Origin of the sequence: Brevibacillus fluminis (assembly GCF_003710825.1) — a bacterium.
Lineage (GTDB): Bacteria > Bacillota > Bacilli > Brevibacillales > Brevibacillaceae > Brevibacillus_D > Brevibacillus_D fluminis.
In genome coordinates, this window is the sequence record NZ_RHHQ01000024.1 from 1 (window position 1) to 26,636 (window position 26,636).

At 51.3% G+C, this 26,636-nt stretch carries 19 protein-coding genes, 13 tRNA genes, 1 pseudogene and 2 riboswitches; of the genes and pseudogenes, 26 read left to right on the plus strand and 7 right to left on the minus strand.

The window, feature by feature from the left end; all coding sequences use genetic code 11:
- The first annotated feature begins 111 nt into the window (after positions 1 to 111).
- The 16 genes and pseudogenes from EDM56_RS26655 to EDM56_RS26730 all read left to right on the plus strand — a co-directional run bounded on the left by EDM56_RS26655 (position 112) and on the right by EDM56_RS26730 (position 4,161).
- Positions 112 to 186, plus strand: a tRNA-Asn gene (locus tag EDM56_RS26655).
- 5 nt (positions 187 to 191) lie between these two features.
- A tRNA-Ser gene (locus EDM56_RS26660) sits at positions 192 to 282 on the plus strand.
- Positions 283 to 296: 14 nt separating this feature from the next.
- Positions 297 to 373 (plus strand) — tRNA-Met (locus tag EDM56_RS26665).
- 23 nt (positions 374 to 396) lie between these two features.
- Positions 397 to 481 (plus strand) — tRNA-Leu (locus EDM56_RS26670).
- 15 nt (positions 482 to 496) lie between these two features.
- A tRNA-Glu gene (locus tag EDM56_RS26675) sits at positions 497 to 573 on the plus strand.
- 7 nt (positions 574 to 580) lie between these two features.
- Positions 581 to 656, plus strand: a tRNA-Val gene (locus EDM56_RS26680).
- 17 nt (positions 657 to 673) lie between these two features.
- Positions 674 to 750, plus strand: a tRNA-Met gene (locus tag EDM56_RS26685).
- 76 nt (positions 751 to 826) lie between these two features.
- Positions 827 to 903: transfer RNA gene (locus tag EDM56_RS26690), tRNA-Asp, on the plus strand.
- A 21-nt stretch (positions 904 to 924) separates the two neighbouring features.
- Positions 925 to 1,000: transfer RNA gene (locus tag EDM56_RS26695), tRNA-Phe, on the plus strand.
- A gap of 12 nt (positions 1,001 to 1,012) precedes the next feature.
- Positions 1,013 to 1,088, plus strand: a tRNA-Thr gene (locus tag EDM56_RS26700).
- Positions 1,089 to 1,093: 5 nt separating this feature from the next.
- Positions 1,094 to 1,168, plus strand: a tRNA-Gln gene (locus tag EDM56_RS26705).
- Between the two features lie 4 nt (positions 1,169 to 1,172).
- Positions 1,173 to 1,248, plus strand: a tRNA-Lys gene (locus EDM56_RS26710).
- 18 nt (positions 1,249 to 1,266) lie between these two features.
- A tRNA-Leu gene (locus tag EDM56_RS26715) sits at positions 1,267 to 1,348 on the plus strand.
- A gap of 307 nt (positions 1,349 to 1,655) precedes the next feature.
- Positions 1,656 to 2,197 (plus strand): annotated as a pseudogene (locus EDM56_RS26720) (spore germination protein); the annotation flags it as partial.
- 6 nt (positions 2,198 to 2,203) lie between these two features.
- Positions 2,204 to 3,130: a GerAB/ArcD/ProY family transporter gene (locus EDM56_RS26725; RefSeq protein ID WP_122920993.1), complete on the plus strand. Its 927-nt coding sequence runs from the start codon at positions 2,204 to 2,206 to the stop codon at positions 3,128 to 3,130.
- A complete protein-coding gene (locus EDM56_RS26730) occupies positions 3,127 to 4,161 on the plus strand; it encodes a Ger(x)C family spore germination protein (RefSeq protein WP_122920994.1) in 1,035 nt (344 codons plus the stop codon). Before EDM56_RS26725 ends, EDM56_RS26730 begins: the two co-directional genes overlap by 4 nt.
- A gap of 107 nt (positions 4,162 to 4,268) precedes the next feature.
- On the opposite strand, the gene EDM56_RS32135 is transcribed toward EDM56_RS26730, so the two are convergent.
- On the minus strand, positions 4,269 to 4,394 hold the full coding sequence (locus EDM56_RS32135; RefSeq protein ID WP_281274992.1) for a hypothetical protein: 126 nt from the start codon (positions 4,392 to 4,394) through the stop codon (positions 4,269 to 4,271).
- Between the two features lie 872 nt (positions 4,395 to 5,266).
- Between EDM56_RS32135 and EDM56_RS26735 the strand changes: the two genes are divergently transcribed.
- The 5 genes from EDM56_RS26735 to EDM56_RS26755 all read left to right on the plus strand — a co-directional run bounded on the left by EDM56_RS26735 (position 5,267) and on the right by EDM56_RS26755 (position 13,327).
- A complete protein-coding gene (locus EDM56_RS26735; RefSeq protein ID WP_122920995.1) occupies positions 5,267 to 6,220 on the plus strand; it encodes an AAA family ATPase in 954 nt (317 codons plus the stop codon).
- A 20-nt stretch (positions 6,221 to 6,240) separates the two neighbouring features.
- On the plus strand, positions 6,241 to 7,449 hold the full coding sequence (locus EDM56_RS26740; protein ID WP_122920996.1) for a DUF58 domain-containing protein: 1,209 nt from the start codon (positions 6,241 to 6,243) through the stop codon (positions 7,447 to 7,449).
- Position 7,450: 1 nt separating this feature from the next.
- Positions 7,451 to 9,694 carry a transglutaminase TgpA family protein gene (locus EDM56_RS26745; protein ID WP_122920997.1) on the plus strand — a complete coding sequence of 748 codons (2,244 nt, stop codon included), beginning with the start codon at positions 7,451 to 7,453 and terminating at the stop codon, positions 9,692 to 9,694.
- A 25-nt stretch (positions 9,695 to 9,719) separates the two neighbouring features.
- Positions 9,720 to 9,821, plus strand: a riboswitch (purine riboswitch).
- 229 nt (positions 9,822 to 10,050) lie between these two features.
- A complete protein-coding gene (gene guaA / locus EDM56_RS26750) occupies positions 10,051 to 11,604 on the plus strand; it encodes a glutamine-hydrolyzing GMP synthase (protein WP_425456366.1) in 1,554 nt (517 codons plus the stop codon).
- 86 nt (positions 11,605 to 11,690) lie between these two features.
- A riboswitch (purine riboswitch) is annotated at positions 11,691 to 11,792 on the plus strand.
- Positions 11,793 to 11,956: 164 nt separating this feature from the next.
- Positions 11,957 to 13,327 carry an NCS2 family permease gene (locus EDM56_RS26755; RefSeq protein WP_122920999.1) on the plus strand — a complete coding sequence of 457 codons (1,371 nt, stop codon included), beginning with the start codon at positions 11,957 to 11,959 and terminating at the stop codon, positions 13,325 to 13,327.
- 53 nt (positions 13,328 to 13,380) lie between these two features.
- Here EDM56_RS26755 and EDM56_RS26760 read toward each other — a convergent pair whose 3' ends face one another.
- Together EDM56_RS26760 and EDM56_RS26765 are read right to left on the minus strand one after the other, a co-directional pair.
- Positions 13,381 to 14,556 (minus strand): MFS transporter, encoded by a 1,176-nt coding sequence (locus tag EDM56_RS26760; RefSeq protein ID WP_122921000.1) that lies wholly within the window; start codon positions 14,554 to 14,556, stop codon positions 13,381 to 13,383.
- Positions 14,557 to 14,638: 82 nt separating this feature from the next.
- Positions 14,639 to 15,229, minus strand: coding sequence for a TetR/AcrR family transcriptional regulator (locus EDM56_RS26765; RefSeq protein ID WP_122921057.1), 591 nt, complete (start codon positions 15,227 to 15,229; stop codon positions 14,639 to 14,641).
- 188 nt (positions 15,230 to 15,417) lie between these two features.
- On the opposite strand from EDM56_RS26765, the gene EDM56_RS26770 reads away from it, so the two are divergent.
- The 4 genes from EDM56_RS26770 (at position 15,418) to purB (ending at position 20,061) form a co-directional block, all read left to right on the plus strand.
- A complete protein-coding gene (locus tag EDM56_RS26770; protein ID WP_122921001.1) occupies positions 15,418 to 16,977 on the plus strand; it encodes a M1 family metallopeptidase in 1,560 nt (519 codons plus the stop codon).
- A gap of 126 nt (positions 16,978 to 17,103) precedes the next feature.
- Positions 17,104 to 17,595 (plus strand): 5-(carboxyamino)imidazole ribonucleotide mutase, encoded by a 492-nt coding sequence (gene purE / locus EDM56_RS26775; protein WP_425456365.1) that lies wholly within the window; start codon positions 17,104 to 17,106, stop codon positions 17,593 to 17,595.
- The gene (gene purK / locus EDM56_RS26780; RefSeq protein WP_122921002.1) at positions 17,592 to 18,761 is read left to right on the plus strand and encodes a 5-(carboxyamino)imidazole ribonucleotide synthase; all 1,170 of its coding nucleotides are present in this window, start codon (positions 17,592 to 17,594) and stop codon (positions 18,759 to 18,761) included. Before purE ends, purK begins: the two co-directional genes overlap by 4 nt.
- Before the next feature lie 4 nt (positions 18,762 to 18,765).
- Entirely contained in the window at positions 18,766 to 20,061 is a 1,296-nt protein-coding gene (gene purB, locus EDM56_RS26785) for an adenylosuccinate lyase (protein WP_122921003.1), read from the plus strand.
- An 84-nt stretch (positions 20,062 to 20,145) separates the two neighbouring features.
- On the opposite strand, the gene EDM56_RS26790 is transcribed toward purB, so the two are convergent.
- On the minus strand, positions 20,146 to 21,381 hold the full coding sequence (locus tag EDM56_RS26790; RefSeq protein WP_122921004.1) for an MFS transporter: 1,236 nt from the start codon (positions 21,379 to 21,381) through the stop codon (positions 20,146 to 20,148).
- 52 nt (positions 21,382 to 21,433) lie between these two features.
- Positions 21,434 to 22,117 (minus strand): sensor domain-containing protein, encoded by a 684-nt coding sequence (locus tag EDM56_RS26795; RefSeq protein ID WP_122921005.1) that lies wholly within the window; start codon positions 22,115 to 22,117, stop codon positions 21,434 to 21,436.
- A 196-nt stretch (positions 22,118 to 22,313) separates the two neighbouring features.
- Between EDM56_RS26795 and EDM56_RS26800 the strand changes: the two genes are divergently transcribed.
- Positions 22,314 to 24,158 (plus strand): flagellar assembly protein A, encoded by a 1,845-nt coding sequence (locus EDM56_RS26800; RefSeq protein ID WP_122921006.1) that lies wholly within the window; start codon positions 22,314 to 22,316, stop codon positions 24,156 to 24,158.
- A gap of 54 nt (positions 24,159 to 24,212) precedes the next feature.
- Here EDM56_RS26800 and EDM56_RS26805 read toward each other — a convergent pair whose 3' ends face one another.
- Together EDM56_RS26805 and EDM56_RS26810 are read right to left on the minus strand one after the other, a co-directional pair.
- Positions 24,213 to 25,325 carry an aminopeptidase gene (locus tag EDM56_RS26805; protein ID WP_122921007.1) on the minus strand — a complete coding sequence of 371 codons (1,113 nt, stop codon included), beginning with the start codon at positions 25,323 to 25,325 and terminating at the stop codon, positions 24,213 to 24,215.
- A 59-nt stretch (positions 25,326 to 25,384) separates the two neighbouring features.
- A complete protein-coding gene (locus EDM56_RS26810; protein WP_122921008.1) occupies positions 25,385 to 26,584 on the minus strand; it encodes an iron-containing alcohol dehydrogenase in 1,200 nt (399 codons plus the stop codon).
- Positions 26,585 to 26,636 lie beyond the last annotated feature (52 nt).

Sequence of the window (26,636 nt, forward strand, 5' to 3'; positions counted from 1 at the left end):
CGCGGTAACGCGTGGAGCTGACGAATACTAATCGGTCGAGGGCTTATCCACAACAATCCATAGCAATGACTTGCGTATCCAGTTTTGAAGGAACAACCTTCAACTTTATATTCCTCAGTAGCTCAATGGTGGAGCAACCGGCTGTTAACCGGTAGGCTGGCGGTTCGAGTCCGTCCTGAGGAGCCATATGCGGAGAGTTACCCAAGAGGCCGAAGGGGACGGTTTGCTAAACCGTTAGTATGCGCAAGCGTAGCGAGGGTTCGAATCCCTCACTCTCCGCCATATTTACGCTTTATGGCGGTGTAGCTCAGATGGCTAGAGCGTTCGGTTCATACCCGAAAGGTCGGGGGTTCGACCCCCTCCGCCGCTACCAAATTTTTTGATTACTAGTAATGCGCGGTCGTGGTGGAATTGGCAGACACACCATCTTGAGGGGGTGGCGGGGCGACCCGTGCGAGTTCGAGTCTCGCCGACCGCACCATAATTGTACAAGCATGGCCCGTTGGTGAAGCGGTTTAACACAGCAGCCTTTCACGCTGTCATACAGGGGTTCGAATCCCCTACGGGTCACCATTTTTTCGGAGGCTTAGCTCAGCTGGGAGAGCATCTGCCTTACAAGCAGAGGGTCGGCGGTTCGATCCCGTCAGCCTCCACCATATAGTTTTCTTACCGTCGCGGGGTGGAGCAGCTCGGTAGCTCGTCGGGCTCATAACCCGAAGGTCACAGGTTCAAATCCTGTCCCCGCAACCAAATTTTCTACTTGCATGATCTGGGAGTAACATCTTGCTCAAGTAGAATCGTAGTGCCCGTAGGGTGCACCAAATATGGAGCTGTGGTGAAGTTGGAGTTCACGCCGGTCTGTCACACCGGAGGTCGCGGGTTCGAGTCCCGTCAGCTCCGCCATTTATGGCGAATATATAATATGGCTCGGTAGCTCAGTCGGTAGAGCAGAGGACTGAAAATCCTCGTGTCGGCGGTTCGATTCCGTCCCGAGCCACCATATGATTAATGTGCCGGTGTAGCTCAATTGGTAGAGCACCTGACTTGTAATCAGGGGGTTGTGGGTTCAAGTCCTATCGCCGGCACCATTTTTTGGGGTATAGCCAAGCGGTAAGGCAACGGACTTTGACTCCGTCATTCCTAGGTTCGAATCCTAGTACCCCAGCCATTTCGAGCCATTAGCTCAGTTGGTAGAGCATCTGACTTTTAATCAGAGGGTCGAAGGTTCGAGTCCTTCATGGCTCACCATTTTCACCAAAATGCAATGCGGATGTGGCGGAATGGCAGACGCACCAGATTTAGGTTCTGGCGGGCAACCGTGGGGGTTCAAGTCCCTTCATCCGCACCACTTTTACAAAACCCTTGAGGAATCAAGGCTTTTTTTATTTTTAGAGACATTTTGTAAGTTGGAAAAATGGGCTCAGACGTACAAGTAGAACCACCTTGATGAAGGTGGTTTTTGTGGTTTAGGCACTACGTTTCATCTGAACGATGCGGATACAGTTGAAATGAGTGGCTTTTGGTAAATGATCAATGCAGATCCCTCAATTTGAAACGCACTATCTTACATTCATCGAACGTTTTGAACGAAACATATATTACCGTTACCCTTGCCGTCGAAGGCAAGGGTTTTAGTCATGTTGAAAGCAGCAGCCATACGGTTGTTCAGCTTCTTCATTGCCATTTTGCTGCCTGCTTACTATATTGCCGTCCTTACCTTTCACTTTGAAGTCATTCCTACCGATTTATTTCTCACGTTAAAAAGCGGCGTGGAAAAAATTCCGTTTTCCCCTATATTTGAGGCTATGTTTATGGAGCTGACCATCGAGCTTTTACGTGAAGCAAGCATTCGGCTGCCGGGGCGTGTAGGACAGACGATCGGGATTGTCGGCGGCCTTGTAATCGGGGATGCGGTTGTGAAAGCGGGACTGGTTTCCAATGCGATGATAGTCGTAGTTGCACTGACTGCACTCGCTTCGTTCGTCGTGCCTAGCCATGAGATGAGCGGAGCACTTCGCATTTTGCGATTCCCGGTTATGCTATCGGCAGCTTTGTTTGGTTTTCTCGGAATCGCCGTCAGCTTAATGGCTATTTTCATTCATCTGTGCAAGCTGCAATCCTTCGGTGCCCCGTATTTTGCACCGCTGCTCCCTTTCGCTGGAAAGATTTCAAGGACGCACTTGTCCGGATCCTTATTTGAATCATGTGGGCAGTGGGGAAACGATTTCCCACCGCTACCTTGTATGAAATATTGCCCCAAGTTTTCGGGAAGTCGATCGGAACCTTGCTGAAAGTGGCATACACGGCTTATTTCATCACTACGGGGGTTTTAATTGTTGTACGATTTGGGAGTATTCTTGGGAAATGGGCCTTCTATAAGACGCCAAGCTGGGCAATCTATATCCTAATGATTGCGCTATGCATGTATTTGGTACAAGAACGCTTGCGGACAATTGCCCGTTTCTTTGTGCTTATAAACATACTGGTCGTCATCATGATCGCCATGGCAGCCTACGCCTATACGAAAGCCAATCTGCTCTATATTCTTCCGATCGGTCAAGCGGGATGGCAAAACATCATCAAGGGCGTCTACCAGGCAACAGATGCGATGCTCGGGTTTGAAATACTGCTGGTGGTCTACCCATTCGTGGAGGGAGGGAGCAAAGCGATACTGAAGGCTGCTTCCATTGGCAATGCGATGTCAGTGTTGCTGTATACGTTCATGGTGTTCACCAGCCTCGCCTTCTTCAGCCCGCCGGTGATGGAGCTTGTACCTGAGCCAGTTCTCTATATGTTAAGAGCGCTTACCTTTGAATTGATTGAGCGACCGGACCTTTATTTTCTCACCATTTGGATGGTCGTGGTAACCACTGCTCTCATGAGTAACTTATATATGGCTGCAACCGGAGCGATACGGCTGTTTGGCGGAACCAATCATCGTAAAACGGTGCTGTGGATCGGTAGTCTTTTTTTCTTGATTGCGCTTTGGCCGCAGGATCCGTTTGCGATTGACGCGTTTAGCAGGTTCAATATCAAAATCAGCTACCTTTTTATCCTGACAATTCCACTTTTGATTCTCGTTGTCTCCTCAGTGCGTGGCATGAGAAAAACGGGAGGTGTCGAGCCTTGAACAAGGTTGTTCTTTTCCTCGTACTCTCTCTTTCGGCAGCCATTCTTTCGGGCTGCTGGGATCAGCAGCTCTTAAAAGACGTGCGAATTATTTTCGCACTCGGTATTGACGTATCCAACAAAGGGGAATCGAGAGGCATCGTATCGGTTTTGGACGTGAAAAAGACCGAATCAGGGACCAAGGAAGAGAGTGAAACGCACTCTGTGGTCTCCAAAACACTTCGGGATGGTCGTGATATTCTCAATCAGGAGACATCTGGCATTCTCGCACCAAACAAATTGAATGTGCTGTTACTCGGGGAAAAATTAGCAAGACAAGGGATTTACCCAGCGATGAATATCTATTACCGTGATACCCGAACAGCGATTAATGCCCGAACCTGCATCGTCAGGGGCACGGCACAAGAAGTCGTTGAAATGAATAAGGTCGGCACCAAACTGGTTGGGGAGCATATCTACCAGCAGCTAAACGCGCTTGAAGATGTCACGATCGTGCCTAAGGAGTTCATCCAAACATTTTTTCCGGTGATGCTCGACCCCGGCCAAGACATGGCTCTTCCCTACGTACAAAAAAAAGAGGACAAGGTGTTTGTTCGAGGTTTGGCGCTTTTTGATGGCGACCGCATGATTGGTGAGCTGAACAAGAATGAATCCATCTTATATTTGCTGCTTCAAGGCAAGAAAGCGAAAACTGCAAGGTTTACGTTAAACGCACACGATACAAACAAACCGAACATCGCGGATTACATATCGATTGATATCAAGAGGGTGAAGCGCACGTTCAAGGTAATGGTAGATGAAGATCAAAAAATCACAGTTCATCTCGCTTTACAATTGCCTGTGATAGCCAGTGAATATCCTCTGGATCATCTAAAGGACAAAAGAGTAGTGGATCAGTTGAATGAAAAACTATCAAATGAATTGACCCAAAGAGCGAAAATGGTCATACAAAAATTCAGATGGTCAATCATGATAGTTTTGGCGTGGGACGGCACCTTATTGCTTATTACCCGGATACTTGGAAGCGGTTGAATTGGTCGGAAGCATATTTGATACCAAACTGAATGTGAAGATTGTGGGGCATGGGATATTGGATTAATTAAAAAGCGTTCCTCCCATGTCGGAAGGAACGCTTGCTCCTAATCTAAAAAATACTGCGCGATTAACATCGCGGCCAGAACTACTAGGATGCATAGCGAGAAAACTTTGAGCTCTTTTACGGTTCGGCGAATCATGTTTACTTCTTCCTGTGTGTATCTTGTCATGAGTGAGTCCCCTCTCTGGAATAGTTTTCGTTCCGGGAGAGGAGGAGACCACGAACCTTGATTCATATTTGATCGGCATGAGCTTTTGCCATTTTAAGCGAATCTGAATTAAGAACAAAAAGGTAACGATTACGGGCGGCGATGCAAATGCCGCTAGCTTAGGGTAGCTGATGAAGCGGGAAAAAAGGACGGTGTGCCCGATATATTTGTTCAGTGACTGATGGCGATAGTTGGCTAGGTGTGCTGACCCGTGATGGGAGGTTACATACTTGGATGTCGCCCCTGGATCGGATTGCTCATCAATGAACGTATGCGTTGGAAGGAAGCACAAGCAAAACAAAAGGAGTGCAAGGAGGCACGTATGAAAATGATTGCGTGATAGTGACTTCATTTTCGGCTCCTTTCATCCTGGCGAGTGTTGAGACGCATGACTGCATTCTCACTATTATATCATAGGAATAGAGGCTGTAGGCTGGTAGATAGGCACCATGTCAAAGCTAGAGAATGCTGCCAGGGAGAGCTTGGCGCGGAAATTATTGATGTGTTGAGGTTTTCCACAATCCGTGGTAATCTAGTAACAGTGTTAAAAAAACCAGATTTAGGATTTGGTGGAGATTAACAGGAGCACATTGAACGTGCCTGTATCTCCCAAGACTCGTTGTCACAGCAAGACCCAATCAGAAACAAAAATTAGCTGGAAGACGTCATATAGAAGGAGAGTAGGAGAAGTAGTGTTCCTGCTCTTTTTTACATACAAGAGAGAATATTTGTCATTTGTTTTAATTTTACAAATATTTATTATTCTTTTCTTGTAGATTCCTTGTTTTATCCTTTATTTTGTTACTATGACCGTTGAAATTGGAGGCCTGCTCATGAACGTACTAAAAGTGGACCAACCGCATCAAGCAATCGAAAAACTCATCGCAAATATTGAAAAAGTACTGATCGGAAAAAAGCAAACCATTGAGCTCAGCCTTGTGGCTTTGCTGGCAAAAGGGCATGTCTTATTGGAGGACGTGCCGGGTGTCGGTAAAACGATGTTGGTTCGTGCAATCGCTCGTTCAATTGGGGGCGATTTTAAGCGTATACAGTTCACTCCCGACTTACTCCCGACCGATGTGACGGGTGTTTCCATCTTCAATCAACGTACGATGGAGTTTGAATTCCGGCAGGGGCCGATTTTTGCGCACGTGGTTCTTGCGGATGAGATTAACCGTACGTCGCCCAAGACGCAATCCGCGATGCTTGAGGCGATGGAGGAGCATTCGGTTACCGTGGATGGGGTGACCTACCAACTGCCGCAGCCATTTTTCGTGATGGCCACGCAAAACCCGTTGGAATATGAGGGGACATTCCCGTTGCCTGAAGCCCAATTGGATCGTTTCCTCCTTCAGCTGCGTCTGGGATACCCGTCGATACAGGAAGAGATGTCGATTTTGACGCGTTTTTCGAGCGAGCAGCCGATTGAGATGATTGATGCAGTAGTTTCGGCCGACGAGCTGCGCAGCTTGCAGATAGAAGCGACGAAGATCAAAGTGAGCGAAAGCATCAAAGAATATATCGTGCGCTTGGGGCAAAACACGCGCGAGCATGCAAACGTATATCTGGGCGTGAGTCCGCGCGGTTCTCTGGCCTTGTATCGGGCAGCGCAGGCGCTCGCGTTCATCCGCGGTCGTGATTTCGTTATCCCGGATGATGTGAAGGAGCTGGTGCCGCATACGTTCCGCCATCGTATCATTCTTAAACCGGAGGCGCGGCTGGAAGGAGAGACGGTGGATCGCTTGCTTTCTACGGTTTTGCAATCCACACGTGTTCCCATCACCTAAAAAGAAAAGAGGTGATCTGTGTGGTTCAACGCAAATATGGTCTGGTAAAAATCATTGGCCTTTTGGCCGTTACGTATTCGTTCGCGATGTTTCAGGGTGGCTTTGCCAGCTGGTTCTTGTTTTATAGTAGCCTTACCTTTGTCGGTTATGAAATCATCGCCTATGTGCTGATGTTCGCTACGCTGCAGATGACGCGGGAGATCAGCAAGGACCGTCTGCAGGACGGTGAGGATCTCGTCGTCACGGTTCATTTGCGGCGTAAAATTTGGTTTCCTCTTGGCTGGAACCTATTGATCGAATCGTTGCCAGATAAGCTTGCGGGGCTGTATGAGCCGCATCGGCAGCTGCATTTTCCTTGGTTTCAGCGCGAGCTTTCCTTTTCTTATGTGATCCCGTCCATACCGAGGGGCCACTACCAATTGAAGTCTTCTGTATTGACAGGCGGCGACTTTTTTGGCTTTTTCCAAAAGCGAAAGTCATTTGACTTGCGTAACGAATTTTTGGTTTACCCGACTTGCAAGCTGATATCCCACTGGCCGTCCGGGGATGGAAAAATGAGTGGGAATGCGCAGGTGTCGCATCTGCTCTCCAACGACGTGACCGCGGTGCGCGGGGTGCGCGACTATCAGCGAGGGGATCGACTAAGCCAGATTCACTGGCGCGCTTCTGCACGAGGGCTTGGGCTCAAAACGAAGGAATTTGAGCATCAAGCCATGAACCAGATCGTTTTCTTTCTCGACGTGTCAAAAGCGAGCTATGCATCGAGCGCTCCGGCTTTGTTCGAGACGGCGGTCAAACTGACCGCAAGCCTGGTTTACTACACGAGCAGAAAAATGTACCCGTATGGATTCGTTTGTCATCAAAACGATCGTGTGGCCATTCCGCCAGCAAATAGCCAGTCGCATTTTTTCCGGATTTTCGACCAACTGGCACGCGTGATGCCGGAAGGAAACGAGAGCTTCAGCCAGGTCGTCGGGAAGCATGCGCTTGAGTTTGCCCAAGGGGTGACACTGGCGATCGTGACCGCTGGCCTGGAGAAACCGCTGATGACTCGGTTGATTCAGCTCGCGGCATCAGGGCGCAATGTGCAGCTGTTTTGGCTGCACGAAAACAGTGTCATTACGCCGGCCGAAAAAGCAATGCTGCAATTTTTAAACGCGGGTAAAGTCACATGCCGTGCCATTCATCTGGCTGAATACGATGACTTGCAACGGATAGGAGGTGCATGACATGCATGGTCGACTGCTGCGGCCGTTTAAATGGTTGGATTGGTTAGGGGCAGCCTTTTTGTTTTTCTTGATTCGCGAGTGGCTGCTGCCGCTTTTACGGTTGACTGATACGGGTGACCTGCTTGCCTTCTATTATTTGATTGGAGGCGTGCTGCTTTTGGATCTCGCGCTTCGGTCTAGATGGCTCGGAGCGTTTCTCAAGCTGGTGGGGGCCTTGTATTTATTGCATTTCAACTATATCCAGACGCCGCTTTTCTCAAAAGATTGGCTGCTTGAAATTTTTGTCCGATTGCAGCGGGACATTCCTTTGGCCATGATGCAGCATTGGACAGAGATGTCGCTAATTACACGCAACTTGCTGTTTTATTTGATGATCGCGGCCATTGTGTCGCTTTTGAGCTATTTGGTGATTGAGCAAAGACAGGCGCTTTGGTTCGTGATTATGACGGAAACGTATTTGGCGACGCTGGATACATTTTTGCCATATGAAGCGGACGGGGCGATTATCCGGGCGCTCATCGCGGGATTTTTGCTGCTGGCTGTGACTCACTTTTCCTCGATGCAGCAGTTGGCGCCTGCAAAAGGAAAGTCGTTGCGGTTTTGGAAAACGCTGATCGCGCCGATCATGATCATCGCGCTCGCGGTGGGAGTGGCCTACGCCGGGCCAAAGCACGATCCCGAGTGGCCCGATCCAATCTCGTATTTCACCGGAAACGGCAGCGAGGTAGGTACAGGCTATGTCAAACGAGTCGGATTTGATAACAGCGACGAATTGCTGGGAGGACCGTTCGTTCAGGACAATGGCTTGGTGTTTACTGCCACAACAAATGAAAAAACGTATTGGCGCGCCGATTCCAAAGATGTCTATTCGGGTGTGGGATGGCAAAAAGGCGAGCGCACCTATGAAGATATTTTGAACCCAGCTACGCATACATGGAAAGATCAGCTGTTTAAAGGGTTTGAAACCAAAAAGGTGGAAGCATCGCTGCAATTTAGCCCGGAGACGCGATATCCAACGATTTTTTACCCGGGTCAGCTGACAGGCGTGAAAAATTACAAGCCTGCCAATGCGACCTTCGTCTATGACAAAGATAATGAGCAGGTTGAGGTACGGGCCGGCCAAATCAATGTGGTGACGCAAAAAGAAGGGCAGCCTCCGGGGGTGGGCGATCCAAAGATCGTCCCGAATACGATTTTGATGAAGATGAACCACTACGATCTGACCGCTGAAGTGCCGATTATTAGCGAGAAGAAGATCCTTGCTTCCGGCTCGAATTACCCTGCGGCCATCAAGGAGAAATATTTGCAGCTGCCGAAAGAATTGCCGCAGCGCGTCAAGGAACTGGCGGAAAAGGTGACAGCCAATGCAAAAACGCCATATGAGAAGGTACGGGCGGTTGAAAACTTTTTGCGCACGGGTGGGGAGTATTCGTATGAAACGACGGATGTCCCGATCTTGCAGCAGGGGCAAGATTTCGTTGACCAATTCCTGTTTGTGACGAAGCGCGGCTACTGCGACCATTTCTCTTCATCTATGGCCGTCATGCTGCGTACGGTGGGAATCCCGACACGATGGGTGAAAGGTTTCGCGCCGGGAACGGAGACACAGACTCGCGGAGACCAGAAAGTCATGCAAATCCGCAATAAAGATGCTCACTCGTGGGTTGAGGTGTATTTTCCGGATTACGGCTGGATTCCGTTTGAGGCTACCAGCTCCTTCATCTCTCCGCTGCGCGTTCAGTACGATTTGTCGAATCAGCCCGCTGCACAGCCGATCGTTCCGGGCATCACGCCACAAAAGCCGCGCGATCTCAATCCGGATCGCTTGGATGAGCGGGATGCGCAAACAGGCGGTGCGAAAAAGAACAGCGGCTTATCGTGGGGAGCATTGCTGGGCATCGTGGTTGTCGTCGCCATCGCAGGTTTTGTATTTTGGAAAAAACGAGACGCGCTCTATATTTGGTGGCTGCACCGCCGGATGACAAGCTCTGCTACACAGCGCTTTCCTGACAAGTACAATGCGCTGATCCGGCTGTATGAGCGCATTTTCACTCGTCGCAAGGAGGGCGAAACGCTGCGCGAATATGTGAAGCGATTGGAAGTTTCCGGAGACCGGCGCCAGGACTTGCTGTACGTGACACAGTTGTTTGAGCGTGTTTTGTATGGCTTCAAGGAGCTTGAGGGCAAAGCGAAGGAAACCGGAGACAAAATCATGGAACGGTTGACGAATCAATTGAAGCCTTGAACATTTTGACGCAGTCTGCTAGAATGTCCTACGATAGAGCAATTCTCGTATAAAATCAGGGATAGGGCCTGAACGTTTCTACCGTCTGACCGTAAATTGGACGACTACGAGGAGAGGACTTTACATTCGGGATACGTATTGGATTGCGTATGAGAACTGGGACTCTGCCTCCGGTATGATAGACGGAGGTGTCCCGGTTTTTTTCTTACATGCTGCAAGGGCGAAAGCCGTGAAAGCATCGTGGGAAAAAGCGGCCGATTACGGCCAACCAATCAGGCATGGCCGTTTTGGATAAGGCTTTGTGCGGAATAATGGTTTTGCCTGTTTTTTGCACATCCTATGAGTAATGATTTGTGATGAGGAGGATTTTCGTGGACAAGGCGATGGAAATGGTAGTCGTGTTGGATTTCGGCGGGCAGTACAATCAGTTGATTGCACGTCGTGTGCGTGATTTGGGTGTTTACAGCGAGCTGTTGCCGTTCAACACACCTGTGGAAAAACTGAAGGCATTGCAGCCAAAGGGGATTATATTCTCTGGTGGACCGGCAAGTGTGTACGAAGAAGGCGCTCCTAAGGTAGATCCAGCGATTTTTGACCTGGGTGTTCCTGTATTGGGAATCTGCTATGGCATGCAGCTGATGAGCCATTTGCTGAAAGGGAAAGTAGAGCGTGCGGGTAAACGCGAATACGGTAAAGCGGAAGTTCGCCTTGAACAACGCCATGAGCTGTACCATGATTGGACGGACAATGAAATCGTGTGGATGAGCCATAGCGACAAGGTTATCGAATTGCCGGAAGGCTTCCGTATCGACGCGGTGAGCGACTCTTGCCCAGTGGCTGCAATTAGCAACCCTGAGCGCAAAATGTACGGTGTGCAATTCCATCCGGAAGTGCGTCACTCCGTCAAAGGGAACGAATTCATCTCCAACTTCCTGTTCCGCATTTGCGGCTGCAAAGGCGATTGGAGCATGACCAACTTCATCGATGAAGAAATCGCGCATATTCGCGAAACTGTTGGCAACAAGCAAGTGCTGTGCGCGTTGAGCGGTGGCGTGGATTCTTCCGTTGTAGCAGCGTTGATTCACCGTGCGATTGGGGATCAATTGACCTGCATGTTCGTTGACCATGGCCTGCTGCGCAAAGGCGAAGCGGAAAGCGTCATGGAAACATTCGTCGGCAAATTCGATATGAAAGTGATCAAAATCGATGCGCGCAAACGTTTCCTGGACAAGCTGGCTGGCGTAACCGATCCAGAGCAAAAGCGTAAAATCATCGGTAACGAATTCATCTATGTATTCGATGAAGAAGCGCAAAAGCTGAAAGATATGGATTTCCTTGCACAAGGCACGCTGTATACTGATATCGTTGAGAGCGGAACCGCAACAGCGCAAACCATCAAATCGCACCATAACGTGGGCGGTTTGCCAGAGGACATGAGCTTCACGTTGATCGAACCGTTGAAAGCACTGTTCAAAGACGAGGTGCGCAAATTGGGTACGGAGCTCGGCCTCCCAGACGAAATCGTATGGCGTCAGCCATTCCCGGGTCCGGGCTTGGGTATTCGGGTTTTGGGCGAAGTTACGGAAGATAAGCTGAAAATTGTTCGGGAATCTGATGCGATCTTGCGCGAGGAAATCGCGAAAGCCGGATTGGACCGCGAGATTTGGCAATATTTCACTGCTTTGCCAGACATGAAGAGCGTCGGCGTAATGGGTGACGTTCGCACGTACTCCTACACAGTGGGCATCCGTGCCGTAACCTCCATCGATGGCATGACTGCTGACTGGGCGCGTATACCGTGGGATGTTTTGGAGAAAATATCGACAAGAATTGTTAACGAAGTGGAAAATGTAAACCGCATCGTGTATGATGTTACCTCCAAACCGCCTGCAACCATCGAGTGGGAATAGCAGCACGTATAATAGAAAAGGTAAATGTTATTAACGTTCGGTTTTTCGTTGACAAATTCTATTTTGGTTGATAAACTTTTCCCTATCGGAAACAAAAGGGGAAAGTTCGTATATTCCTGAGAATATGGCTCAGGAGTCTCTACTAGGTCACCAGAAATGATCTGACTACGAACGGAACGTTATGATATTCTCATGCGGGTACGGTTTTCGCCCTGTATGAGGAAAACGGTAGCTGTGCCAATGCATTGGCGCAGCCACGTTTTCGCCAGCGTTCCTTCGGAAGTCGAGGCATTCACGTGCGCTCGGCTTTTTTTCTTCTTTTTGGTTCAAACAACTCTAGGGAGGCCTTATCGTGCGTAATTTCTTTGAATTTGAGAAACTGGGCACAAATTACCGCCGCGAGATTATCGCCGGTATCACCACTTTCTTGGCAATGGCGTATGTGCTCGCAGTCAACCCGTTTATTTTGAGCGGCGCGGATTTGCCGGCAGATGTAAAAATGCACTACCCACCTTTTGAATCCGTCTTTACCGCAACAGCTTTGGCAGCAGCGATCGGTACGCTGGTCATGGCTTTTGTCGGTCGTCTCCCGATCGGCCAAGCGCCAGGTATGGGCTTGAATGCCTTTTTCACGTATACCGCTGTTCTGACCATGGGGGTACCTTGGCAACAAGCATTGGCTGGTGTTTTCGTTTCTTGTACGATTTTCCTGATTTTAACGTTGACTGGTGTTCGTGAAGCAATCATAAATTCGATTCCATCTGGTTTGAAATATGCAACATCCGCAGGGATTGGCTTGTTCGTCGCATTCCTCGGCTTGAAAAACGCCGGGATCATCGTCCCCAATCCGGCAACCATCGTTTCGCTCAGCCATCTTAGCTGGCACGAAGGCATGAAGCCGGAAGAGATTCTGGCAGCGAAACAAGCGCTTTTGGCTATATTTGGCCTAGTAGTTACTGCGATCTTGATGGCACGCAAGTTCAATGCCGCGATCTTTATCGGGATGGTGGTTACAGCCGTCGTCGGTATGATCTTCGGACTGGTCAATGTGCCAACCAGCATCGTATCGGCTCCACCGAGCATCGCTCCTACATTTGGTGCAGCATTCCAGTTTTTGAGTGATCCGTCTGTCATGTTCAGCGGTCATATGCTAATCGTCATCTTCACATTCCTGTTCGTCGATTTCTTCGATGCGACTGGTACTTTGCTCGGCGTTGCGAGCCAGGCAGGCTTGCTCAAAGATGGCAAGCTGCCGCGCGCTGGTAAAGCGTTGGCATCCGATGCAATCGCCGGTATGGCGGGCGCTATCCTCGGCACGTCCACGACTACGAGCTATGTCGAGTCCACAGCGGGTGTCGCAGCGGGCGGACGAAGCGGATTCACCGCGATTGTCATCGGGATTTGCTTCCTGCTGTCCCTGTTCTTCTCGCCTGTACTGGCTGTCGTTACGTCTGCAGTAACCGCTCCTGCGCTGATCATCGTCGGCGTGTTGATGGTTTCCCACATGACCAAAATCGCATGGGATCAGATGGAAGAAGCATTGCCTGCGTTCCTCACCATCATCATGATGCCGCTCACGTTCAGCATCGCGTCCGGTATCGCAGCTGGCTTTATCGTTTACCCGATCACCAAGATTTTCAAAGGACAAGCAAAAGAAGTTCATCCGATCATGTACGTGCTGTTCTTTGTGTTCCTGGTGTACTTCATCTGGTTGCGCGAATAGGAGAAAAAAACTACTGCCCTCTGGTAACGGAGGGCAGTTTTTTTAGTGCGAGGTTAGCAAGCTCTCGTCTGTTTGGGACGACGCGATTGATGCACAGAAGATGGGCGTAAATAGGGGAGTAAAGACAGCAAGCCAAGCGCGGCAAGCAGTATGCCAACCCATAGTGGGGAGGTGAGTCCGTATCCGGCGCTGATCGCCATTCCGCCAACGGACGATCCGACAGCCAACCCGAAAGTGATGACTGCAGTATGAACGGTATTAACGAGTGCGCTGCTGCCGCCTGCTCGCATCACACGGGTGACCATCGCGGGATTCATCGGGACACCGACCAAGCCGATCACGATGACCGTGATGATGGTGATTGTCGGGTCGGTAGCTCCGAATGCGAGCGTGATAAGCGATGCAGTCAGCAGGCAGAGTCCAACGGTCAAAATCGGCATCATAAAACGGTCTGCAAGTCTCCCTGTGATGAGATTGCCAACTACGGTTGCGGAACCATAGAGGGCGAGAAGCCAAGGAACCGCTTCAGCAGCGAACCCCGTGAGGTACGTGAAAATCGGCGAAAAATAACTGAATGCGGCAAACGTCGCCCCGATAATCAGCGCGCTGGTGGCATAAGCGGCCCAAAGGCTGCGGTTGCGAAAGGCAGCAAGCTCGCGAAGAAGGTTGATCGACTTAGCCGGAGGCGAAGCGGGAATGATCCATTGTGCAGCGATTCCTGCTGCGAGAACTAGCAAGTCAACGGCCCAGAAGCTGCTGCGCCAGCCAAAAGACTGCGCGACAACCGTTGTTGCCGGTAACCCAATGACTGTGGCGAACATCAGACCGCCGAGGACAATCGATGCAGCACGTCCAAGAGAGTCCGGGCTGACCAACGCCGCGCAAATCGAGAGGGAAACGCCGAAAGCGGCGGAAGACGCGATTCCGGTGATGATGCGTGCGGCCATCATCGATTCATAGTTCCAAGCCAAGGCACCCAGCGTTTGCCCAAGCAGGAAGAGGAAGACGAGCGCGAGGAGCGCACGTTTGCTGGAGATGCGCAAGAGCCCAACGGTCAACAACGGGCCGCCGACCACCATCGCTGCGGCATAGGCGGAGATCAAATAACCGATGGCAGACACGGACACGCCGAAATCCGCAGCCAGCGTGTTCATCATGCCAGCCACCATGAATTCGGACGTCGTCATAGCGAAGATGGCAAGGCCTAATATATAGATCGCAAATGGCATGGGAAACCACTCCTTTTTTTATCTCGTATTCTTTATTGATCAGTACAAAATTGCGTGAAAAAGAAAAGCGCAGATCGCGCTGCTAAAAAATGGCATCCAGTGCGCCCGCGATAATTTGTTCCGCGAGCAGGCGATTTTGGGTCCCGGTGTTGAGGACGCGCAATCCGTAATAGCTGCTCAAAAAAAGCGCGGCCAGCTGCTCGGCAGAACGATCTGCCGCAATTTCTCCTGATTCCTGGCCTGACTTTATAACCCCGCATATTGCTTCTTCAAGCCGTTCAACATGACGAGTGAAGACTTTCTCCACCATCGGGTCCTTGCATGCCCGCTCCAATGCCGCATTGATTGCAAAGCAGCCTCTGCGGTCAGGGCTGGTAAAATCCGCAGCAACGGCCCATTCAAGCAGCCGACGAAGGCGATTTTTCACCGCGATCGGTCGATTCAGTATGTCTAGCTGGGCGGCAATGCCCTGCTCATGGTATCGCTGCAGCGCTTGTTCGTACAGATCGTGCTTGCTTCCGAAAGCGTTGTACAAGCTTCCTCGGCCAAGCCCCGTACGCTCGCACAGCTCCTGAGTCGAGCAGGCTTCGTATCCATTGGACCAAAATACGTCCATCGCCGCATCGATCACCGCTGTATCCTTGAATTCGCGTGGTCTGCCGCTTGTGCTCACTGTTTCCATTCCTTTCCTTAGTACGTTGTTTTCGGTATGCATTATGGTAGTAGTTTTGTATCGATCAGTCAAATAATAAGTGCTGATTTTTTCTTTTGCTGGATTAGTCAAATGAGCCAATAACGGGGAGTATATTGTAACAACGGACAAGTCTGGACAGCGAATCTAGGCAAAGGGAGAGACGGCGGATGAAACGAGGCGCAGTGGCAGCGGCAGTGAAAGCAATGATGGCGGTGTTGTTTCTTTTTTCGGTTACCAATTTGCACATTACGAACGAGAGCAGATCCGTCAAAAGCTCGCGAGCAGCAGAAAAGTCTGCGGGCATAAGCTATCAGGTCGACGTTGATATCCAGCATGACCGGCAGCTAATCACGGGAACACTGAAGGTCCGCTTTGTCCCGGACGATCGTGAAAACGCCTATTTTCACCTGTATCCCAATGCGTTTTCCGACATCAGGAGCCTCGCTGATCCCAATTGGTCCTATATGCTCGGAAAAGAAATGAAACCGGGCAGCATAACGGTCCAGAAGGTGCTTGTAAACGGCAAGCCTGTCTCTTCTTCATTTTATAAAAAAGACGTCACGGTTTTGGCAGTTGCGCTCGGGTCACAAAAGCTCAAACTGGGGCAGCCGATCGAGCTTGCTCTTCAATTCAGCGAAAAAGTCCCTTTCAATAACGGGCGTTTCTCCTATAACGACGATGCGATCTGGCTGGGAAATTGGCTGCCGATCTTGGCTGTGCACGATCAGCGCGGCTGGCATCTTGATCCTTATTATCCGATGGGGGACCCGTTCTACAGCGATGTAGCCGATTATCAAGTCAGCGTAAAGCTGCCTGTTGGCTATCGGGTCGCAACGAGCGGGGATGATTCCAGCGCGATCATCACCCAGACGCGGCCGGCGAAATCGATCACCTATCAGATTCAGGCGCCGCGAATGCGGGATTTTGCTATGGTGGTTATGAGTGACATGTATGAACCGCTTGTGACCACGGTCGGGAATACGCGGGTCACGACGTGGCATGAAGTAGGCGACAACGAGGTGCTGGTGAAAAAGCTGCACCAAACCGCTGTCGAATCCTTTCGATACTACAGCGAGCAATTTGGGACTTATCCGTATCCCGAGTTTGATGTCGTAAAGACGGGCGGTTTTTTTGGGGGTATGGAATATCCGGGAATCGTGTTTATCCAGGGGGAATATTATTGCGACCCTTTGCCTAATGCGGCCGCTGTCATCGCGCATGAGACGGCGCATCAATGGTTTTACGGTTTGGTTGGGAATGATGAGGTACAGGAAGCATGGGTCGATGAAAGCTTGACCGACTATGCGGCAATGTCTTATCTGAAGGAGCGGGAGCCACGAGAGGCAGGCTCCTACATCGCATACCGCAAGCAGCGGAGCGATCAGTCCGTGCAATATCGTTCCGAGGGTCTTACGGTGTGGCAGCCGGTAAACGGCTTTCCCAACTGGGATAGCTACGCTGATCTGGTTTATTCCCGGGGGGCTATGATGCTGTGGAATTTGCGGGAGCAGTGGGGCGGCTCGCGGGTGAATCATGCGCTAAAGGAGTATGTGGCGGAGTACCGTTTTTCACAGGCGAGCGGGGAAGACATCATCGCGGCTTTTACTCGCGAGGCGGGCATCGACGCTACTCCGTATTTTGCCTATTGGCTGCGATTTGACCTCGATCAGCAGAAACAGGCCGCATTTTGGCTGGAACGTGGGAAAAACAAGCTGGCGATAAAGTAAAAAACGAATATTGATAATACTATCCTTTTGAACGTTCGGAAAACGTGTTGACAGCCGCTGCTGCTCCTTGTTACACTTACGATTGGGTTTTCTATCAGTACACTTCATGAGGAGAGGGGCAACAGCATGATAAACGGTCCATTGGTTGGCGTAATCATGGGAAGTACCTCGGATTGGGAAACAATGAAGGAAGCTTGCCAAATCCTAGATGAGCTTCATGTACCATACGAGAAGAAAGTGGTGTCAGCGCACCGCACGCCGGATCTCATGTTTGCGTATGCGGAGACGGCCAAATCGCGCGGCATCGAATGCATCATTGCCGGAGCAGGCGGGGCCGCTCATTTGCCAGGCATGGTGGCAGCCAAAACGGAGCTGCCGGTCATCGGCGTCCCGGTTAAATCATCGAATCTGAACGGATTGGATTCTCTTCTTTCGATCGTGCAAATGCCAGGCGGCGTGCCGGTGGCTACCGTTGCGATCGGTAAAGCGGGGGCAATCAATGCGGGCTTGCTGGCCGCACAGATTTTGGGGATTAAATATCCAGAAATTCAAGAGCGTTTTGTAGTGCGCCGTGAGGCCACTCGTGATAAAGTATTGAAGGACAGTGAACTGGAATGAGCCAAACTCTCAATCGGAACGCGTTACACAAAGTGGTGAAGCCAGGAGCTACGATCGGTATACTTGGCGGCGGTCAGCTCGGGCGTATGATTGCGCTGGCGGGTCGTGCGATGGGCTATCGGTTTGTCACGATGGACCCGACCGTCGATTCGCCATGCGGTCAGGTTTGCGACGAGCAGGTTGTCGCCAAGTTTGATGACGTCGAGGGTGCGCGCCATCTGGCAGCGCAAAGCGACGTGATCACCTATGAGTTTGAAAATGTGAATGTGTCGGTGGCTGAAGCGCTGGAGACGACGTCGTTCGTGCCACAGGGCAGCGAGCTTTTGCGGACAACCCAGCACCGCGTCCGGGAGAAATCGATGATCCAGGCGCTGGGCATTCCTGTCGCGCCGTTTCGCGTCATTACATCACTTGCGGATCTGCAGGCTGCAGTCGAAGAGCTTGGGCTCCCTGCCGTGATGAAAACATCAACCGGCGGTTATGATGGAAAAGGGCAGTATGTGCTCCGAACGCCGGATGATCTTGAGAAGGCCTATGATCTTCTTTCCCAAACGGGCGCAGAGCTGATCGTGGAGCAGTTCGTCAAGTTTGAAAAGGAAGTGTCGGTCATTGCTGCTCGCAGCTTGTCTGGTGAGCTGGCGACGTTCCCGATGGCGGAAAACATTCATCGCGACAACATCTTGCACGCTTCGATCGTTCCAGCCCGCGTGTCGGATGACGTTCAGCAGAAGGCGGAAGCGATCGCACGGACGATTGCCGAACAGCTGGGCGTTGTTGGTTTGATCGCGGTCGAAATGTTCGTCACGGCAGACGGGGACGTATACGTGAATGAACTGGCACCGCGTCCGCACAATTCCGGTCATTATTCGATGGATGCCTGCATCACCTCGCAGTTCGAACAGCATGTGCGTGCCATCTGCAACCTGCCGCTCGGCTCCACTGCGCTTTTGAGCCCGGTGGTCATGGTTAATATTTTGGGAGAGCATGTTCAGCCGGTTTTGGACAAGCTGGAAGAGCTGCCGCCGACGTGCAAGCTGCATTTGTACGGGAAAAGCGAAAGCATTGTCAAACGGAAAATGGGCCATCTGAACGTACTCGCCGATAATGTGGAAGAAGCATTGACGATTGTAAACGAATTAGGAATTTGGGATAGAGTGGAGGACTAAAACAATGATCGAACGCTATTCGCGCCCGGAAATGAGAGCGATTTGGACGGAAGAGAACAAATTCAAAGCATGGCTGGAAGTAGAAATTCTCGCTTGTGAAGCATGGTCCAAGCTGGGTGTTATCCCTGCCGAAGATGTAGAGAAGCTGCGTGCGAATGCTACCTTCAACGTAGAACGCATTTATGAAATCGAGCAGGAAACGCGCCATGACGTCGTAGCTTTCACGCGCGCCGTATCGGAAACGTTGAGCGGCGACGAGAAAAAGTGGGTACATTACGGCCTCACTTCGACAGACGTAGTGGACACGGCTCTGTCTTACTTGCTCCTGCAAGCGAATGACATTCTCGAGAAAGACATCGTCGAGTTCATCGACATTCTGACCGAGCAAGCGCGTAAATACAAAGATACCGTCTGCATGGGCCGTACACATGGCGTACATGCCGAGCCAACGACCTTTGGCTTGAAGCTGGCGCTGTGGCGTGAAGAGATGAATCGCAACCTGGCTCGTTTCCGCAACGCCAAGGCAGAGGTGGCATTCGGCAAAATTTCCGGCGCAGTCGGAACATATGCCAACATCGACCCGTTCGTTGAAGCATATGTGTGCGAGAAGCTCGGTCTGCAAGCTGCGCCGATTTCCACACAAACGCTACAGCGTGACCGTCATGCCGAGTACATGGCGACGCTTGCACTGATCGCGACGTCCTTGGACAAGTTCGCGACCGAAATCCGCGGCCTGCAAAAAAGCGAAATGCGCGAGGTGGAAGAGCCATTCGCGAAAGGCCAAAAAGGCTCTTCGGCGATGCCGCACAAGCGCAACCCGATCGGCTGCGAAAATATTTCCGGCCTGTCCCGCGTCATTCGCGGCCATATGCTGTCCGCTTATGAAAACGTGCCGCTCTGGCATGAGCGCGACATTTCTCACTCCTCTGTGGAGCGCGTGATTTTGCCTGACGCGACCATGCTGCTCAACTACATGCTGCGCCGTTTCATGAACATCGTGAAAAACTTGCAGGTGTTCCCAGAAAACATGAAGCGCAACATGGATCGCACGTTTGGTCTGATCTACTCGCAGCAAGTTTTGCTGAAGCTGATCGACAAAGGGCTGAGCCGTGAAAAAGCGTACGATACTGTACAGCCGCGCGCGATGCAAGCGTGGGAAGAGCAGCGCTCCTTCCGCGACATCATCAGCGCCGATGAAACGGTGAAAGAACTGTTGACCAAAGAAGAGCTGGATGATTGCTTCGATTATCGCTACCATTTGAAGCATGTCGATACGATTTTCCAACGTCTAGGCCTGTAATGACCTGATGTTTTGATAGAAAAAGCGCTTGTCGCCCCGATGATTGTGGGCAACAAGCGCTTTTTTGTATGACAGAAGTGAACATCAAACAGCCATCGAAGAAGACGTGGAGATCACCTGCTTTTTCCATAAATAACGCTGAAACAACACGCCAAGCAATCCGACTGCCCCGATCGCGAGCCCAACCCATACAAACATGAGGGAAGCGCCCCACAGGCCGATCAGTACGCCGCCCGTAAGCGGAGCGATGATCGAGACCGTGCTCATCAAGGAATCGTAAATGCCGCTGATACGACCAATCGCGGTGCTTGGCGTCTCCTTTTGCATGATATAGTTCATGCCAGTGGAAGTGAAGCCTGTGCCGAGGCCGCCGATAAAGGAAACGATGAGAATCCACAGGAGAGGCGTACTTGCCACAAAGGTGCCCGCTCCGGCAAACATCAGCCCGATCAGGAGAAGGCCGCCGCCCAAAAGCCAGCCATAGGCGGACAACTGCTGGAAACGCCGCAGCCACATTACACTGATCAATCCGCCCGCACCGACTGCGGTCACGATCCAGCCGATTAGTTCGGGACGATCGGGGGCAACATCGCGCAGCAGGATCGTAACTTGCGCATCGATCATCAGGATGCCTGCCATGCCGAGCAAGGAGAAGAACAGGCTGACCAGTAAGGTTCTGCTTTGCAGCAAAATGTTCCATCCTTCCTTCCAAGCCGTTCGCAGCTTGATGCTTTCAGAAGGCAGTTCGCTCGATTCGACCAGTCCCTCTGAAGCGGGAATCATCATCAACAACAGCGCGGAAACGATGAAGCAGACGGCATTGACCGCCATACAGATGGCGGGAGAAAAGGCGGTGGCAATCGAGGCGCCGAAAAGCGGCCCCAGCACCTTTGACAGCTGAAAAACAGCGCCGTTCAGGGAGGTCGCTTGCAACAGCTGATCGGTGCCGACGATGTGGCGGGTCATCGCCTGTTGGGCTGGATAATGAAAGACGCGTGCAGCTGCGCGCAACGTGATGAGCCCCAACAAGACCCATACATTTGGCGCAAAAATCAGGCCGATCGTGAAGGCGGAGCGAATCAGGTCGGTTACGATCATCAGATTGCGCTTGTTCCACCGATCTGCCATGATTCCGGCCAATTGGCTAAACAAGATGCTGGGAATCGCGAAAGCAAGCGGAACCAGTGAGACCATCATGGCATCCGCTTTCCAAACGAATCCGAGCAGGATGGAGATGGCGATGAAGTCAAAATAATCACCGAAGGCGGAAAGGCCATAGGCGGTGAACATTTTTAGAAACGAACGATTTTTCCACAGCATGAGCTACACCCCTGTTTGCCGAAAGTGACTGAAAAGCAAAAGCGCTTTCTTTCTATTCTTCAGCAAACAGCATCACGATCTTGCTGAAAAACTGCGCGAGGTAGGTGAACAGATGCAGTGAGATGAAGGTGAGAAAAAAGCCGACGATGGAATAGATCCACGTTTGGAAGAAAGGATCTCTATCCACATGCAAAACGTTCAGCAGGTTTTCATCAAACAGGATGATTCGCATGGTCGACTGATCTGTCGGTTGGTCAATGAAATAGAGAAGCGGGGAAAACAGCAGGCTCAAGCTGACGGCAATGAACGTAATAGAGATGACAAACGATAGAATGCCGATAGGAAATTTGATCAGCAAGAGAAGCACGCTTTTCATGGTGCGCGGATGTGTGGCGTATGCCCAGCATCTTTTGACCAAACCGATATGGCCGGACGCTTGGTAACGCGAGTAGTCTACACGGACGCCCAGGACATAACGGATCAGACCGATTTCAAAGTCCATGATCAGATTGGCGGAAAGCAAGAATAAAAGCAGGAGGGGAAGTCCGATCAAAAATACAGGCGTGAGCCCGATCGATAAGGCAAGGCATGTGATGGCGAAGACAAAATAAAAAATACCCAATGGAAACGACAGCAGCAAATAGGCCAGGCTTCGATACGCATTCGAGTCCAGCATGATCGTGAAAAAGCTTGCTTTCTCCTTGGAGCGTGCGCTCGGGGGTAAAGCAATCATCATAAATCACCTTCTTTTATAGATCTCTACAAAAATTGTACCGGACTCCGGATGCAGCGAGAATGGTCTGTAGAGGGAATTCGTCTCCGTCTTGAGACGGAACGGCCAAGCGAGGAATGGCGGAAAAAAGATTCGCTTATCGTGCGGACGAAAACATTCGATAGTAGTAATAAGATGAAAACAGAGGGGAGGGGCTCGTTTGAACGCGTCGATAAAGGCAGAGCTGCAGCGGTTGCTGGCGCATTTGGAGTCGCCGAATCTGGAGGACGGGCGTGCAGAGTTGCTGAATGGTTCTGTTGTGTGTGAGAGCGGCATTCTACGTGTCACCGATCCGAAAGCGGGCGGTCGACATGCGTCCGTCGTCTCGACAGCGCAGGTCAGGATTGTCGTGAATGGACAGGAAGCTGTTCAGCCTGCAGAGGTGCGGCAGGCGGATCGGCTTGAGGTCCGCATTTTTCACGATAAAGCATATGAACTGACAGTCGCCGATGATGCGATGCGAGTGTATTTGCATGTGTTTACCGAAAACATGTATGAGCGGCGCCTTGCAGATTGTGGACCAACGTTTTTTTATGTGCCCCAGAGTGAGCTTGTGCCGTTAGCCGACAAAGCTACGATCGTGGCACAAGTTCGGCAAGAGCTGCAGGAGATGGAGATCATAAGCCCGATCGAGGAAGAGGCACTGCAGGAGGCGCTGCATGCTCCGTTTCGTACAGCCGTCGTGGTCGCATCGGGCAAACCGGCCAAATTAGGACGGGATGGATATATCGAGACGATGTTTCCTCATGCAACGGAGCAGGTGATCGCCGATTGGCAGCGCAAGGTCGATTACCGCAACCATGGCTTGATTCCGTCAGTAGCCGGTGGTGATACGATCGCCATCATTCACAGGGCGGTGCCTGGGGAGTCGGGGGTGGATCTGTTTGGCCGCGAAGTGCCACCGACTCCGGTATCGGACGTGAAGGTGGGGCTGAGGCGCAATGTTCGGATGGACGATACGGGGCGGGTCATCGCGCTGAAAGCGGGTCGACCATCGCTGACGGGTGATACGGTCAAGATTTTTGACATTCAGACGGTGCACATTGTGGAAGGTGACGTGGATCTGACAGTTGGCAATGTGCTGTTCAACGGGGATGTGCTGATCCAAGGAGATGTGCAGGAGGGGATGCGCGTAGAGGCAACCGGCAACATTACGGTGCTCGGCAATGCCTTTTCCGCCGTATTGGTTTCGTGCCAGCATGTCTATATTCACGGTCATGCTACCAAGAGCCAGGTGTATGGCGGCAGACTCGGGCTTTTGTACAGCAAGGCGTACGAGCTGATCGGAAAAATCATGGCGCAGTACGATGCGTTGGAAAAGGAAACGAATGCGGCACATGAGATGGCGGAGAAAAAGGGCCTCCATGTGACGATCGGACAGATTGCTTCGCTGCTGATCCAGAATCGCCATCCAGGCCTGCATGGGGTGATCGGCGAGTTTTCCGAACTGATCGCAAGCGCAGGTGCGATGATCCCGTTGGAGTTCAAGCTGCTTGTTCGTATGCTGCGGCTTTTTGGCAACAAGGAGCTGCTTGACCGCATTAACAACTGGAACGACGTCCAGAAGATTCACGATTATTTGCTGCTGAGCAAGGTGCAAATTGAAAATAGTGTTTTCGAGGAAAGTGACATTGTGCTCAGCTTTGCCAATCTGTCCCAGCTTGAGACGAATGGTTCGCTTGTCGTCACGGGACAAGGATTGCTCAACTGCCAAGTAACTGTGAACAAAAACTGCTTATTCAAAAACCCGGACAGCAGTATCAAAGGAGGGCGGATTGTCGCCAAAGGGCGCATTCATGCGTTCGAAGCGGGAACGCCGTTTGGGCGGAACACCTATCTAGAGGTAGGAGAATCCGTCAAATTGAACAAGGCCGAAGGCGTCATCATCAAAGTAGGCGATCGCGTCGTACAAATCCCTGATGAGCGGCACGATCTGTACTTCTCGCTGGACAAGCAGGGCAATCTGCATCAGGAGAAGAACCGGCACCGAGAGCGTCGCGCCTAGGTTTCATCAGATGAAAAAAAGCCTGCCCCGTAATGGAGGCAGGCTTTTTATGCGTTATACCAGGTTTTCCGGATTCAAGCCTTCGAGAGCCGGGATGACGAAGCGGCCGTCTTTGCGGATCAGCACATCGTCGAACCAGATTTCGCCGCCGCCGTACTCAGGGCGCTGAATTTGCACCAGATCCCAGTGGATGGAGGAGCGGTTGCCGTTGTCGGCTACATCGTACGCATTGCCTGGTGTGAAGTGGAAGCTTCCGGCGATTTTTTCATCGAACAAAATATCTTGCATCGGATGCAGGATGTGTGGGTTGATGCCGATCGCGAATTCGCCGATGTAGCGCGCACCTTCATCGGTATCGAGAATTTCGTTGATGAGCTTGGTGTTGCTGCTAGTCGCTTCGACGATTTTTCCTTTGGAGAAGGTGAACTTGATATCAGTGAACGATGTGCTGTGGTAGTTGGACGCAGCGTTGTAGGAGATGGTGCCCTCAACGGAATCCAGTACTGGGGACGTGTAAACCTCGCCGTCCGGGATGTTGCGGTGGCCATCGCACTTGATCGCAGGGATACCTTTGATCGAGAAGCGCAGATCGGTGCCCGGCGCTTTGATATGGACGCGGTCGGTTTTCTCCATCAATTCGACGAGCGGATCCATCGCTTTTGACATTTTCGCATAGTCGAGGTTGCATACGTTGAAATAGAACGTTTCGAACGATTCGAGGCTCATGTTGGAGAGCTGTGCCATCGATTGGTTCGGATAGCGGAGAACGACCCAGCGTTTGTTAGGGATGCGATCGCCAAAGTGAACTTTTTTATAGAAAATGCGGGAATACAAGCCCATTTTCTCTTCAGAAATATCGGAGTACTCATTGATGTTCTCATAAGCTCGTACAGCTATGTAAGCGTCTACATCTTGCATGCGGGACAGCTCGTGCTTGGCCATCAGCTCCATGTGCTCTTCACTGGTGCCTTGGATCATGGCGCGCATGACTTGCTGATCTTTGATCGTAACCAATGGCAAGGCGCCGACAGCAAACGATTCGCGGACAAGGGCGCGAACCATTTCAGGCTGCAAGCCGATGTTTTCGATCAACACTTTTTCACCAGGTTGCAGGTTGAGTGAGTAGCGAACCAGACGGCTAGCCAATTCATTAATGCGTAGGTCCATTTCAGTCATCTCCCTATATTAAAAAATATTTTATTGAAAAATTCTCTTCAATTTGAAGTTTAATAGCAGGCTTCATAGATTGCAAGCACATCACGGAGCGAAATGGGCCGTGAACCGGCTATGCTGCCACTGCCTCTGCCGCCGATGCGGATCGCGTCTTCCGCCAGCGTCTCCAGCGCAGCGTGCGGGATGCCGAAATCTGCGAGTCGTTCGGTGATCCCGAGACGGGCAAACCAGGCAGCGACGGCATCAATCGTATCGAAAGCGGCTTGCTGATCATCAGGATGCGTGACACCAAAGCACTGACGTCCCATTCGCGCCAGCCGATCCGGCCTGTCATGAGCAATGATTTGGCGGAAATACGGCAGGGCCAAAATCGACAGCCCGCGTCCGTGCGAAATATCGTAATGCCCGCTCAACGGATGCTCTAGCTGGTGAAGTGGATAGCCTGCTCCACGTCCGGCTAATGTGAAGGGGCTGATCGCAAGCGTGCTTGCCCATAAGAGCGTCGAGCGTGCTTCTTCATGCCGAGGCTCCGCAACGGCGATAGGCGCAAAGTGGACGACCTGGCGAATCAAAGACTCGGTGATCCCGTCCTGGACGTGCGTGCTGGGTGCACTGATGAGATAAGCTTCGAAAAGATGGGAGAAAATATCGGCAGATGACTCAGCGGTTACACGCGACGGAACACTATAGGTCAGCGTCGGATCAAGCAATGCCGTTCTCGGGAAGAGAGCGGGCATGCTCATCGAAGATTTTTCATGTGTGTCCCAATGCGTCAGCACGCTTTTTTCATTCGCTTCCGAACCAGTCGCAGCGACGGTCGGGACGGTGATGATCGGCAGCGCATCGGTGATAGTGGCAAGCTGTGCGAATAGGCCGTCCGGATTTCCTCTCATATAATCATAGGCGGGTCGCTGCGATTTGGCGGTCAGTGCGATCATTTTCGCGGCATCCATTACGGAGCCGCCGCCGATGGCGATGACCAGATCGCAAGCATGCTCCCGAGCCAAGGCGGCACCCGCATCGACGGAAGAAGTGCGGGGATTGGGTTCGATACGGTCATATAAAATAGGAGTAACATTCGATTCGGTCAAGTATTGGATGGCCCGCTGCAATATGCCTGCAGCCCGGACGGCTTTTCCACCTGTGACGAGCAGCGCCTTGTGTCCCAGCTTGGCTGCTTCGCTGCCAATTTTCGTTAATTCACCGCATCCAAACAGGACGTGGGTAGGAAAAGAAACTTCATACGGAATCATGGTATCCTCCTTTTGAAGCATGTATGTACGTGGTTAGTGTAACACAAGATGC

What these genes read in the sequence shown, in the direction of transcription:
- EDM56_RS26725 (WP_122920993.1), top strand. Translation starts at nt 2,204, where the DNA reads ATGTGGGCAGTGGGGAAACGATTTCCCACCGCTACCTTGTATGAAATA.
- EDM56_RS32135 (WP_281274992.1), bottom strand. Translation starts at nt 4,394, where the DNA reads ATGACAAGATACACACAGGAAGAAGTAAACATGATTCGCCGAACCGTA.
- EDM56_RS26735 (WP_122920995.1), top strand. Translation starts at nt 5,267, where the DNA reads ATGAACGTACTAAAAGTGGACCAACCGCATCAAGCAATCGAAAAACTC.
- EDM56_RS26745 (WP_122920997.1), top strand. Translation starts at nt 7,451, where the DNA reads ATGCATGGTCGACTGCTGCGGCCGTTTAAATGGTTGGATTGGTTAGGG.
- guaA (WP_425456366.1), top strand. Translation starts at nt 10,051, where the DNA reads ATGAGGAGGATTTTCGTGGACAAGGCGATGGAAATGGTAGTCGTGTTG.
- EDM56_RS26760 (WP_122921000.1), bottom strand. Translation starts at nt 14,556, where the DNA reads ATGCCATTTGCGATCTATATATTAGGCCTTGCCATCTTCGCTATGACG.
- EDM56_RS26770 (WP_122921001.1), top strand. Translation starts at nt 15,418, where the DNA reads ATGAAACGAGGCGCAGTGGCAGCGGCAGTGAAAGCAATGATGGCGGTG.
- purE (WP_425456365.1), top strand. Translation starts at nt 17,104, where the DNA reads ATGATAAACGGTCCATTGGTTGGCGTAATCATGGGAAGTACCTCGGAT.
- purK (WP_122921002.1), top strand. Translation starts at nt 17,592, where the DNA reads ATGAGCCAAACTCTCAATCGGAACGCGTTACACAAAGTGGTGAAGCCA.
- purB (WP_122921003.1), top strand. Translation starts at nt 18,766, where the DNA reads ATGATCGAACGCTATTCGCGCCCGGAAATGAGAGCGATTTGGACGGAA.
- EDM56_RS26790 (WP_122921004.1), bottom strand. Translation starts at nt 21,381, where the DNA reads ATGCTGTGGAAAAATCGTTCGTTTCTAAAAATGTTCACCGCCTATGGC.
- EDM56_RS26795 (WP_122921005.1), bottom strand. Translation starts at nt 22,117, where the DNA reads ATGATGATTGCTTTACCCCCGAGCGCACGCTCCAAGGAGAAAGCAAGC.
- EDM56_RS26805 (WP_122921007.1), bottom strand. Translation starts at nt 25,325, where the DNA reads ATGGACCTACGCATTAATGAATTGGCTAGCCGTCTGGTTCGCTACTCA.
- EDM56_RS26810 (WP_122921008.1), bottom strand. Translation starts at nt 26,584, where the DNA reads ATGATTCCGTATGAAGTTTCTTTTCCTACCCACGTCCTGTTTGGATGC.